13 protein-coding genes are annotated in these 12,370 nt (G+C 35.1%); 1 reads left to right on the forward strand and 12 read right to left on the reverse strand.

The features are described from left to right. Position 1 precedes the first annotated feature (1 nt). The 10 genes from ACFQ1K_RS07850 to ACFQ1K_RS07895 form a co-directional block, all read right to left on the reverse strand. Complete coding sequence (locus ACFQ1K_RS07850) at positions 2–1,306, reverse strand: DASH family cryptochrome (protein WP_320556388.1); 1,305 nt, start codon at positions 1,304–1,306, stop codon at positions 2–4. Further along, the gene (locus ACFQ1K_RS07855) at positions 1,288–1,425 is read right to left on the reverse strand and encodes a DUF2256 domain-containing protein (RefSeq protein ID WP_320556387.1); all 138 of its coding nucleotides are present in this window, start codon (positions 1,423–1,425) and stop codon (positions 1,288–1,290) included. Before ACFQ1K_RS07855 ends, ACFQ1K_RS07850 begins: the two co-directional genes overlap by 19 nt. After that, on the reverse strand, positions 1,422–2,843 hold the full coding sequence (locus ACFQ1K_RS07860) for an SDR family oxidoreductase (RefSeq protein ID WP_320556386.1): 1,422 nt from the start codon (positions 2,841–2,843) through the stop codon (positions 1,422–1,424). The genes ACFQ1K_RS07855 and ACFQ1K_RS07860 overlap by 4 nt, the downstream gene beginning before the upstream one ends. Further along, positions 2,843–3,481 carry a flavin reductase family protein gene (locus ACFQ1K_RS07865; RefSeq protein WP_320556385.1) on the reverse strand — a complete coding sequence of 213 codons (639 nt, stop codon included), beginning with the start codon at positions 3,479–3,481 and terminating at the stop codon, positions 2,843–2,845. Before ACFQ1K_RS07865 ends, ACFQ1K_RS07860 begins: the two co-directional genes overlap by 1 nt. A gap of 1 nt (position 3,482) precedes the next feature. After that, positions 3,483–4,793 carry an ABC1 kinase family protein gene (locus ACFQ1K_RS07870; RefSeq protein ID WP_320556384.1) on the reverse strand — a complete coding sequence of 437 codons (1,311 nt, stop codon included), beginning with the start codon at positions 4,791–4,793 and terminating at the stop codon, positions 3,483–3,485. Beyond that, complete coding sequence (locus ACFQ1K_RS07875) at positions 4,794–5,450, reverse strand: TetR family transcriptional regulator C-terminal domain-containing protein (protein ID WP_320556383.1); 657 nt, start codon at positions 5,448–5,450, stop codon at positions 4,794–4,796. Positions 5,451–5,548: 98 nt separating this feature from the next. Further along, positions 5,549–6,592: an ACR3 family arsenite efflux transporter gene (gene arsB / locus ACFQ1K_RS07880; RefSeq protein ID WP_320556382.1), complete on the reverse strand. Its 1,044-nt coding sequence runs from the start codon at positions 6,590–6,592 to the stop codon at positions 5,549–5,551. A 4-nt stretch (positions 6,593–6,596) separates the two neighbouring features. Then, positions 6,597–7,211, reverse strand: coding sequence for a protein-tyrosine-phosphatase (locus ACFQ1K_RS07885; RefSeq protein ID WP_320556381.1), 615 nt, complete (start codon positions 7,209–7,211; stop codon positions 6,597–6,599). 15 nt (positions 7,212–7,226) lie between these two features. After that, entirely contained in the window at positions 7,227–8,117 is an 891-nt protein-coding gene (locus tag ACFQ1K_RS07890) for an arsenite methyltransferase (protein WP_320556380.1), read from the reverse strand. Positions 8,118–8,154: 37 nt separating this feature from the next. Next, on the reverse strand, positions 8,155–8,484 hold the full coding sequence (locus ACFQ1K_RS07895) for an ArsR/SmtB family transcription factor (protein WP_320556379.1): 330 nt from the start codon (positions 8,482–8,484) through the stop codon (positions 8,155–8,157). A gap of 148 nt (positions 8,485–8,632) precedes the next feature. On the opposite strand from ACFQ1K_RS07895, the gene ACFQ1K_RS07900 reads away from it, so the two are divergent. Then, positions 8,633–9,481, forward strand: a complete 849-nt coding sequence (locus ACFQ1K_RS07900; RefSeq protein ID WP_320556378.1) for a DUF2911 domain-containing protein — start codon at positions 8,633–8,635, stop codon at positions 9,479–9,481. Between the two features lie 48 nt (positions 9,482–9,529). Here ACFQ1K_RS07900 and ACFQ1K_RS07905 read toward each other — a convergent pair whose 3' ends face one another. Together ACFQ1K_RS07905 and ACFQ1K_RS07910 are read right to left on the reverse strand one after the other, a co-directional pair. Then, positions 9,530–10,507 carry a Gfo/Idh/MocA family protein gene (locus ACFQ1K_RS07905; protein ID WP_320556377.1) on the reverse strand — a complete coding sequence of 326 codons (978 nt, stop codon included), beginning with the start codon at positions 10,505–10,507 and terminating at the stop codon, positions 9,530–9,532. After that, positions 10,497–12,314 (reverse strand): sodium:solute symporter, encoded by a 1,818-nt coding sequence (locus tag ACFQ1K_RS07910; RefSeq protein ID WP_320556376.1) that lies wholly within the window; start codon positions 12,312–12,314, stop codon positions 10,497–10,499. The genes ACFQ1K_RS07905 and ACFQ1K_RS07910 overlap by 11 nt, the downstream gene beginning before the upstream one ends. Positions 12,315–12,370 lie beyond the last annotated feature (56 nt).

Below are 12,370 nucleotides of genomic sequence, written 5' to 3' on the forward strand. Positions count from 1 at the left end.
GTTAAAATAAACTCAGTTGTAACCAAAGACTTCTAAACTTTCCGTTGCTATCGTACCGCTCGGCTTGTAATTGTACATTGAATTTACGGTCACGAGGGTCGTTGCCCACACCTGCGACATACATCCAATTACCGTAATTACTATGCACATCATAATCCAATAGGAGGGACTGAAAATAAGCGGCTCCTATTCGCCAATCTAGCTCCAATTCTTTTGCAAAATATGAGGCAACGTTTTGGCGGCCTCTATTACTCATCCAGCCCGTTTCCTTTAGTTCTATCATGTTGGCATTTACGAAAGCGGATATCGTTTCTCCATTAATCCATTGCTCAATTTGAGTTTGGTCGGAAGACCATTCATAATTTTTATGTAAAATACCTTCTAGCTTAAAAATCTGGTCACCATGCTTTAGCGAGATATATTTAAAATAATCACGCCAAATCAATTCAAAAATCAACCAATAGGTTGATTGGTTTTTGTAATGCTCGTTTTCGAATTGTTTAACTTTCCAGTAAATGGTTCTTGCTGAAATACTACCATTGGCTAGCCAAGGAGAAAACTTTGAGCTATAATCCTTGCCAACTAATCCGTTTCTTGTTTTTTTGTAAAAGCCAAGCTTTTTTGTATTGAAGAAATAGTCTTCCAATCGATTTAGAGCTTCTGATTCACCTCCTTTAAAAGGAAATGCAGAATGTGGATGTGGTTCAAACTCTTCAAAACCTAGTTCTAGTAAGGTTGGAATCGTAGTGTTATTTTCAATTCGATTATTCTCAGGACGTTTAGGTATTGTCACTTCTTCTCGAATCTTAACATATTTCTCTAATTTTTTTCTAAATGCTGTAAATACTTGAGGTGTTTTTGAGATCTCAAAATTGATATCCTCAGGATGAAATAAAAATTGATTATAAATACTGTGCCAATTAACATTAATAGCTTTTGTTCGTACGGAGTTTTCAATATTAAGTTCTTCTTGGGTCCATTCCTTTTGAAGAAAAATAGCATTCACATGAAAAGTTTTACATATTTCAGGAATTACGGTTTCAGGATGCTCATCATATATCAATAGCTCAATGTTGAGGTTTCTAAGTTGAGATTTTAGATTTTCAACAGTTTCAATTAAAAACTTGGCTCTGAATTTTTCGGTTTTTTTAAACCCGTATGTATCAACTTTAAACTGTTTTGGATCAAAACAATATACTCCAATGACCTTGGCATTATGTTTTGTTGCTTCATATAGTACCATATTATCATTGGTTCTAAGGTCGTTCCTAAACCAAACTAGATTTGTTATTTCTGTCTTCTGCATCTTTCGCTACAATATTTTACATTCTCCCATTCTTTTTCCCATTTTTTTCGCCATGTAAAAGGTCTTTCACAAGTTGGGCATATTTTTGTGGGTAGATTTTGTTTTTTTACTCCTTTCATTTGGGCTCTACAAGTGCGTTAATCATACCTTTAAAAACAAAGGCATGAAATGGTAAAACCATGTACCAATATACTCTTCCCCATACACCTCTGGGTCTAAAAACAGCACGCTGGTACAACTTGTCTTTCACAATTTTAAACTCGAGCCAAGCTTCACCAGGAAGCTTCATTTCGGCAAATAGCAATAACCGCTTTTCAGTTTTATCGGCAAAAAGCACACGCCAAAAATCCAAAGGATCACCTGGTTCTAAATATGTGTCGTGTGTACGTCCTCGTCTTAAACCAACACCACCAAATAATTTATCAATATATCCTCTAATTTTCCACAAGCCATTAAAGCTGTACCAACCATTGCGTCCCCCAATACTCCAAATTTTATCCAGCGTGTAAGCTTCATTTTTAATGGTTTTTGATCGTATGTCTTTATAACATCCAAACTGTGGCAATTCGATATGTTTGGAAAGTTGATCCTTAAACCTTCCGCTACTTACCGCATCTTTCCAACTTGAAATCACACTGTTTTGCTCTATACGCTGAAAAGCCAATTCTACAGCTTCTTTATAGGTAAGGGGATTGATGTCTAAATGCTTATTAATGTCACTGGGTTTACCAATAACCTCTACTTTCATGCTATCTACTAGGGCTTGTGCTAATTGGAATGATGTAGAGGTCACGAAATAAAGCCAATAGGACGATAGTTTAGGGGTTAGCACTGGTAAGGTATAGATATAACGTTTTAAACCTCTTACTCTGGCAAACTGCAAAAGCATCTCTTTGTAGGTGAGAATTTCTGGTCCAAAAATATCGTAAGAATTGTTATACAGTGCTTCTTTTCCAAGTCCTTGTGATAAATAGGCTAAAACATCTCTTATGCCAATAGGTTGCGTTTTGGTGTTCAACCATTTAGGTGTTATCATAATAGGAAGTTTCTCAACGATGTCCCTTATAATTTCAAATGATGCACTTCCGCTACCTACAATAATACCAGCTCTAAACGTAGTTAATGCATATACGCCTGACCTTAAGGTTTCCTCGACTTGTAAACGAGATTTTAGGTGTTTAGAAAGCGAATCATCATTTACAATGCCGCTGAGATAAATTACCTGTTTGCAATCGGTAACTTCTACTAAATTTTTAAAGTTTTGTGCACATTGCCGTTCTAAATCTTCAAAATCATCTGCATTGGTTGCCATTGAATGAATGAGGTAATATGCTGCATCAATAGTTTTAGGTATTTTGTTTGGCTCTGGACTTAAAAAGTCGATTTTAATGAATGAACATCGTGGGTGTTCTTCAATTTCATCCGGAATACGGCTTAAATCACGAACGCAACAAACCAACTCATGCCCATCCTCAAGTAACTGAAGTGCGAGTCTTTTGGCAATGTAGCCTGTTGTGCCTGTAATTAGTATTTGCATTAGTCATTAGGTATTGCAAATTCTGGCTTTGGACGTTGATATTCGAGTCGCTTTTTTAATTGGGGTACAGCATAACCATCTAAACCATTGATGGTGGCTACCTTACCTTTTGATAGGTTTATAAAGCCATCTTTTTCTAATAGTGTATCAGGCACATATAATTTTTCAATTTTGCCAATCAAAAGTATGGTGTTATTGGCTTTAATAGCATACTCTTCTACATAACTCATAGCCAATTGTATGGGACAGCCCTTTACAAATGGTGCAAAGAAGTTGTCTTTGTATTCTTCCTCTAAAGATGTAGCATCAAATTCTGAGATTTGTGCATCATATTTTGCTGAGGTGTGGTGTGCCTCTTCAAGTATATCGCTATGTATATGGTTGATGGTGTATTTTCCAGTAGAACGAATATTATCGTAAGTATTTCTAGTTACAGTTGTTGGTCTTAGAAAGAATCCGAGTAAAGCGGGATTTGAGCCTAGATGCGTAAGGGAGCTGAATACAGCAACATTACAAATGTCTTGAGGATCCTTAGTGCCAATAAGATTAGCAGACTTATAACCGCTACAACTGTTAATTAAATTGATACGGTACAAATGATGCATCTTATTAATATCTTCTAAGCTAAACTCTGCCATCTTATAAATTTATAAAATTGTTAATTTTGATTTTCTCTGCTTTAAGATCAAACATCAAATTGTACAAGCCGAAGAAGGTTCGGTTGATATAAATAAAATGCTTAGAACCCCTATTGCCATTCATATTTCTTAACTCAGTGCTTTTAGAATATTTTTGGCCCATTTCACCAACTTTGTTAAAAAATTCTGGGTCTGAAAAATCAAAAGTTTCATTATGGAATGGTTGAGTAAACAGGCTTAATAGCTCATGAAACATATCACTGAAAAATTCAATTTCTTCTTTAGTATCCTCTTTACGTAAAATTTCAAGCTCGTACATTTTCTTCGTGAAAATTTCGGGATCTTCAAGACTCTCTTTTTTAGCTAATTCAAAATAAGGTACATAAAATTCATCAGGAATGGCTTTCATGCAGCCAAAGTCTAATGCAATTAATTCGCCTTCATCTGAAATTAGGAAGTTACCCGGATGCGGATCAGCATGAACTTTTCTCAAATTATGGATTTGGAACATGTAAAAATCCCAAAGTGCCTGGCCTAACTTAGTTGATAAACTCTTATCCGTGTTGTGGCTTGCAAATTCAGAGAGGTGTTCACCTTCCATATAATCCATTGTGATGATGCGTTCGGAAGATAATTCATCATAGTAATTAGGGAACCTAAGATTAGGAATATGTTTACAGGCCTCTACAACTGCTTTACTTTGTTCAACCTCTAACTTGTAATTGGTTTCTTCAGTAAGTTTATCTTCTACTTCTTTAAAATATTTGTCGGAATCTTTTCCTTTAATATTGAACATTTTAATAGCTACAGGTTTCACCAAAGCCAAATCGGATGCAATACTCTCCGCAACTCCAGGATATTGGATTTTCACAGCAAATTTTTTCCCATTCTTATCTGCAATATGGACTTGGCCTATACTGGCAGCGTTAACTGAAGTTGCGTTGAAAGTATCGAATAATTCTTCGGGATGTTTCCCAAAATATTTTTTAAATGTTTTTACAACTAGGGGTGGTGAAAGTGGTGGTACGGAAAATTGAGAAAGTGAAAATTTCTCAACATACGCCTTTGGCAAAATGCTTTTCTCCATACTCAACATTTGAGCCACCTTAAGGGCACTTCCTTTTAATCTCTTGAGACTGTCATATATATCTTCGGCATTGTTCTGGTTAAGACGCTCTTTAGCGATTTCTTCAGACTTAACCATTTTATCACCGTAGTATTTTAAATAGTTAACACCTACTTTGGCACCAGTAGTCACTAACTTTGAAGCTCGTGAGATTTTAGAAATTGGTATGCTATCAATTGTTTTCATTTAGTTCATGTGGATTTTTTCCTTGTATATAAACTTCCCAAAATCTATAAGACTTTTCAATGGAGTGGTATCGATAAGGTCAAAACTAGCTCTCACGGATTTTTCTATAAAGACATCTGTTTTTTCAAAAGAAGGTGAAGTGTCATCTAACCAAAATTTCATAGTGATTAACAATTGTAACCATGCTGACTCCTTGAGGCTTCTTCTCTGTAATTTTATTAATTGTTCTTGCTTTAAATCAATTGTATTAATGTTAAGAAGATCAATATAATTAACAAATTGTTCTTTGAGTAGCGCAAGGGTACGAAGGGATTTAAGCGATCCTTTATGATTTTGAAGTGTGTAGGACACATAGCTTCTGTTCGCCGTTAAATTTTCGAAAAACGTAAAGTAAAAACTCAGCAATTTGTTGCGTGCATCAAAAGTTAGGTAGTCTTCGCTCTTTTCTAAAACCGCGATGGTATTATCAAAGAATACTTTGAAGATGGATTGTTCTAGAGCATCAAAAGACGAAAAGAATTGATAAAATTGTTGTTCTTCAAAATTATTGTCCTTTGCGAATGCATATACCGACTTAGGTTGTTGGTTATGCATAAGGACGTAGTCCATATAACTTGTAAGTATATCTGACTGCTTAAGTGTTTTTTTCTTTGCCATTGTAATTTATTTACAATGTAAAGATACTAAATGTTTAACTATTAGTTTTAAAAGTTAAACAAAATTTAACTCCATTAAAGGAAAGAGTTTATTTTAAATTATGTCTTAATAGATGGATAGTATTTTTTTCTTAACAAAAACGCCACTCGAACTAATAGGATTAAAGCTGGAACCTCTACCAATGGACCAATAACACCTGTAAAGGCCTGCCCTGAGTTTAGTCCAAAAACGGCGATAGCTACTGCTATAGCCAATTCAAAATTATTTCCTGCTGCAGTAAATGCAATTGCTGCATTTTTATCATATGGTGCACCAATACTTTTGCTAATAAAAAAGCCTATAAAGAACATTAGGGCAAAGTATATAAGTAATGGAACTGCGATAATGAGAACATCACCAGGGATTTCAACAATTAGTTCACCCTTTAATGAAAACATCACTATAATAGTGAATAATAAGGCAATTAAAGTTAAAGGTGAGATTGATGGAATAAATTTTTGAGTATACCATTCTTCACTTTTTAGTTTTACCAAAATGACGCGGGACAGTAAGCCTAATAAAAAAGGAATTCCTAAATAAATGGCCACACTCTCAGCAATAGTTGCAATAGAAATGTCTACGATTGCGCCTTCAAAACCAAAATACGGAGGAAACACTGTAATGAATAAATAGGCATAAAAACTATACCCAAAAACCTGAAAAATACTATTTAAAGCTACCAAGCCAGCACCGTACTCACTGCTTCCCTCAGCCAAATCGTTCCAAACTAATACCATGGCAATACATCTGGCAAGACCAATTAGTATAAGACCTACCATATATTCTGGGTAATCCTGTAAAAAGATAATAGCCAAAATAAACATAAGTATTGGCCCTATAATCCAGTTAAGGATTAAGGACAACGACAAAACTTTAACATCCTTAAAAACCTTGGGCAATAAATTGTAATTAACTTTTGCTAATGGTGGATACATCATAAGAATTAGTCCAATTGCAATAGGAATGTTTGTAGATCCACTACTGAAAGTATTTATAAGTTCTGGAAATTTTGGAAAAACATAACCTATGACTACACCCAAAATCATAGCTAAGAATATCCATAAGGTTAGGTAACGATCTAAAAAGCCAAGTCTCTTTTTCATGACATTAGCTTTTAATTTGAGAGAAAACAAACTTCATTTCTAGAGCAATTTGAGAGCTTCGTTCTTCATATTTTTCAATTTGATAAGGAGTGCCATCAGCCACTTTTGGGTCTTCGTAAGTAATGGAAATACGTTTTTCTGTGCCTGCAATAAAAGGACATCCTTCATCAGCTGAAGAACAAGTCATTATTGCAGCAAAGTTGTTTTTAGGATTGAAATCTGAATTGATAGTTTTAGAAAACCCAATTATGGGATGCAAATTATTTGCATACTTTATACTATAAACAGGATTTTCACCTTCAGAAAGGGTCTCAATTTTAAATCCTGAATTTTCAAGTGTTTTTGCAGCTATGGGAAACAATGCTGTGGCTTCTGTTCCTGCAGAATAGCAAAATAAATTATTAATCCCATAATAAGTTCCAATAGCTTGAGCCCAGACTTGGGACAAATGACTTCGTCTGGAATTGTGTGTGCAAATAAAATTGAGATTCACTATTTCTTTTTGATTTACTTTGACCTGAATAAAGTCAATTAGCAGTTGAAGTTTGTTCTTTCTTTCTTCGGAAATTAAGGCTATATCCAGGCCTTCTATTTTTTCTGTTAATTTTAAATATAACATGGTTGGTTATCAAATTTAGCAACAGTTGCCATCTGGTGAACAACACGGTTCATCATCTGTTAAGTTAGCTAGTTGAAGTTTTGATTTCTTTTCCATTTTTCCTGGTTTTTCAGCATACACTGTAATACTGAAAATGCCAACAGCATCAGAATTAAATCTTTTGATCATTTCTTCATCCAAGTATTTGCTAAGAATGTCTTCTGGTATTGTAATTGGCTTTTCTTTTAGGATGTTTATGTTTACAAAACCTCTATTAGAAATGTGCTTCAAATAATCCTCTTTTTGTATAGCACCAGCTACGCAGCCAGAATACATTTCTGCATCTTCCTTTAAAGCTTTAGGTAAATCACCAACTAAGACAATATCAGAGATACTAAAATGACCACCAGGCTTTAACACCCTAAAAATTTCACGGATTACCTTTTCTTTATTAGGAACTAGATTGAGGACACAATTGCTCACAATAACATCTGCTACCTCATCACTAACAGGCATGTCGTCTATATCTCCTTCTCTAAATTCTACGTTGTTATAACCAAGTTTCTCGGCATTTATTCGTGCTTTTTCAATCATTATTGGAGTAAAATCAATACCTATAACTTTACCGTTAGCACCTGTTTCATGTCTGGCAACGAAGCAATCATTTCCTGCGCCAGATCCTAAATCTATAACGGTATCACCTTCATTAATTTTGGCAAATTGAGTTGGTAATCCACAACCTAAACCTAAATCGGCATCACTGACATACCCTTTGGTTTCTGAGTAGTCATCCATCATGATATTATAAACTTTATTTGATTGAGTAGTGGCGCCACAACATGATGATGCGTTTAAGGTTTTGCCTTGTTCTGCGATCTTAGCGTACCGTTCTTTGACTATGTTTTTAAGGTCTTGTTCAGTTTTCATAATTATATGTTTTATATTGATATAAAATCAATAGGCATTAACAACAGGTAGTATTTTTAGACTCATAATCTAGAAATTGAGATATAATATCTTTTGCATTCGCCCAATTATCCTCATCTATGCAATAGCAAACACTTGTACCTTCAATGTTTCCTTTTAACAATCCTACATTTTTGAGTTCTCTAAGGTGTTGGGAAATTGTAGCCTGCGCTAGTCCAATTTCATCCACTAAGTCACCGCAGATACAGGTTCTAGAGTTGAAAATTTGCTGCAGTATAGCCACTCTGGCAGGATGGGCAAATGCTTTTGCAATAGCAGCAATATGGTTTTGCTCTTTTGTAAAAATCTCAGATTTTGTAAGTCCCATGTCGTTTAATTTATATATTGCAATATTACGATTAAATTAGAAGTTAAAAATTATTTTGACCAATAATTTTTGTTTTTTAGGTATTCATTAACATTTTGAGGTTTGCTTATATCGTAATTTTAACCTTGTAATAATCAATTCCTATAAAATGAAAAAAATAATACTATTTGCTTTTGCTTTAACTCTAATGTTTAGTGCAAATGCTCAAATTGAAACGCCCCAACCAAGTCCTACAACTACTATAAAACAAAAAGTAGGGTTAACAGATGTGACTTTAGAGTACTCACGCCCAAGTATGAAAGGAAGAAAAATATTTGGTGATTTAGTGCCTTATGGTAAAATGTGGCGTGCTGGTGCCAACAAAAACACCATTATAACATTTAGTGATAATGTAACCATATCCGGAACAGAAGTGAAAGCAGGTTCGTATGCTATTTTTATTTCACCAAACAAAGAATCTTGGGATGTTATTTTTTATTCAGATACTAATAATTGGGGAACACCTGCTAAATGGGATGACTCTAAAATCGCTGCTAAGGCTTCAGCAAAGGTATATGAAATGCCAATGAATGTTGAAACATGGACTATTGGGTTTGATGATTTAACCAACAGTTCTGCAAACATAGGGTTTGTTTGGGAAAACACATATGCAGCCGTTACATTTAATGTTCCAACAGAAGATAAAGTGGCTGCCTCAATAAAGAAGGTGATGTCAGGACCGTCGGCCAATGATTATTATTCAGCTGCCGTATACAAATTATCTGAAGGTAAGGATCTTAAGCAAGCTATGATGTGGATTGACAAAGCTGTTGAAATGACCAAGGACGAACCACGTTTTTGGTTTTTAAGACAGCAATCCTTAATCCATGCTGCTAATGGCGATAAGAAGGGAGCCATTGCTGCCGCTAAAAAGTCACTGGAAGGTGCAAAAGAGGCAAAGAATGGCGACTACATTAAAATGAATGAAGATTCCCTAAAAGAATGGGGTGCAATGTAAGTACTGGAAACATAAAATATTTTAAGCGCAACTCAATGAGTTGCGTTTTTATTTGTACTCAAGACCTATACATTGACGCACCTTGTCTAATGTTGAAATAAGTTGTATGCTCTTTTCAAAAGTCATGATGTCACTTTCGGTTTTACCCTGTCGAATTAATTGATTAAAATGCTCTATTTCGTAGCTATACCCAAGGGTATTATTGTCAAAAGTTTTAAGTTCTTTATTGCCGTTATGATCAATGAGTGAAATGGATGACGGTTCATGAAAGCGACCATTTATTTTTATGATACCGTCTTTGCAATGGAAAATAGCTTCTGTATATGTTTCTTTTTTAAACGTACTTTTAAGTTTGGCAAGAGCATTTTTATAGTGAAACTGGATATCGCACTCTGAATCTACACCAGTTGGAAAAAATTCAGCCTTAGCTTCAATGTGTTCTGGACTACCTAAACTTGATAGTGCAGCAAAAACCGGGTAAATACCAATATCTAAAAGGCTGCCACCACCTAATTGTTTATCAAAAAGTCTGGATCTTTCATTATACTCCGGTTGAAATCCAAAATCAGCTTCAAGTTTTATCAATGCACCAAAATGTTGCTTATCTATCAGATCTAAAGCATATCGAAAGTGAGGAAGAAAGATAGTCCACATGGCTTCCATTAATAGAGTTTCCTTTTTTCTTGCCAATTGAATCATTTCCTCAACTTCCTCAAGATTCATGGCAAAGGGTTTTTCACAAAGAACAGGAATATGATGGTTTAGGCATAACATCGTATGTTCTTTATGAAAAGAGTGTGGTGTTGCTATGTAAACTGCGTCTACATTTGGGTCTAAGACAAGTTCTTTGTAATCGCCGTACGCTACATCAGCCTGAAAAGTCTCTCCAAAGTTTTTAGCTTTGACTAGAGTTCTTGATGCTATAGCATAAAGTTTTGCATTTGGAATAGTAATTAAGTCAGTGGCAAATTTTTTAGCAATACTACCAGCTCCAATAATTCCCCAATGTACAATTTCATCTTTCATCGTTATCTTTTTCAGATCGGAGTAATTGGGTAATAAATGCTATGATGATAACAAGCACACAGCCAAATAAATTTAGCCATAAATAGGGCATCCAATCCAACCACCAACCTATAATAACAATCAGTTGCGTAATAAGCGCACTAATGAAAACCGCATTACCTTTGATCCGTTTAAAGAAAAAGGCCAATAAAAAGATACCTAATACATTTCCATAGAATATAGAGCCTATGATGTTAACTAACTGGATCAGGTTTTCGGCTAAATTTGCAAAGCATGCAATGGTGATAGCTATAATTCCCCAACCTAGGGTAAACCATTTGGTCATCTTTACCATATGACTTTCTCCCTTGTCTTCTTTTAAATTTCGGCCATAAAGGTCTATTGATGTGATGGTAGCCAAAGCATTGATTTCTGAAGCTGTTGATGACATGGCTGCCGAAAGTATCACGGCTAATAATAAACCAATTAAACCTGTTGGCAAATGGTTTAAAATAAACCGGATAAACATGTAATCCCTATCATTGGTTTGTGTGTCTTTGGCAGCCTCTTTATACAGTTGTTTGAGCTCAGCGGATTTTGAAATAAATGCCTTGCTTTTTGGATTTGCTTTTAAGCTTTCTACCTCTTTTTCAAGATCCGAGTAATTGACTTTGTATTCTGGGTCAATGGATTTCTTAATTAAGAATTTTGATTCTAAACGATATGTTTTTTCAATACTATCTATTTGTAATAATTCTTGTCTTAATTGAGATGATTCGTCTTTAGCATACGCCAAACTTAGTCTTTGCTTTATAGAAAAAAGTTCGGCTTGCTTGTCTTGGAGCGCTCTGTATTCGTTGCGATATTCTGAGGCTAGAACAGTTTCTGTTGAATTATCAATAAAATTTAAAGGCGAAGGATTAAACTGGTAGAATACAAAAACCATAACCCCAACAAGTAGAATGAAGAATTGCATGGGCACTTTTAGTAGGCCATTAAAGAGTAAGCCCATTTGCATTTCTTTCATACTTTTCCCAGATAGATAGCGTTGTACCTGACTTTGGTCCGTACCAAAATAGGATAGCATTAAGAACGTACCTCCAATAAGACCTGTCCAAACAGTATATCGATTTTCTAAATTGAACGAAAAATCCAATACCTGCATTTTTCCTGTAGCGCCAGCAATATCAATAGCATCTACAAAAGAAACCTCTTTTGGTATTAGGTTAATGATAATGACTAAAGCAGCTACCATCCCGGCGAAAATGACAAACATCTGCTGTTTTTGGGTCACGGTTACGGCCTTTGTACCCCCAGAAACAGTATAGATGATTACTAAAACTCCTATAATGATATTCAATGTTACGATGTTCCAATTTAAAACAACTGATAGAATAATGGCAGGTGCAAAAATGGTAATACCTGCCGCTAAACCACGTTGAATTAAAAATAAAATAGCAGTAAGTGTTCTGGTTTTTAAATCGAAACGATTTTCGAGAAATTCGTAGGCTGTATAAACTTTAAGGCGATGGTAAATAGGAATGAATACCATACAGATAATCACCATAGCAATGGGAAGACCAAAATAGAATTGAACAAACCCCATACCATCTGAAAAGGCTTGGCCAGTAGTGGATAAAAAGGTAATGGCACTAGCTTGGGTAGCCATAACAGACAGACCGATGGTCCACCATTTAGTAGTATTTCCGCCTCTTACATAATCCTGAACGTTTTTGCGTCCACGAGTTTTCCACGTCCCATAACCTACAATAATGGCTAAGGTAGAGATTAAAACCGCCCAGTCTATCCAATCTAACGTTTGGTGCATGGACTAAGCGAATGATGCTGTTATAAAATAAAAAAGAACAATATAAAGGGCATTAG

Source organism: Winogradskyella aquimaris (assembly GCF_042676105.1).
Classification (GTDB): domain Bacteria; phylum Bacteroidota; class Bacteroidia; order Flavobacteriales; family Flavobacteriaceae; genus Winogradskyella; species Winogradskyella aquimaris.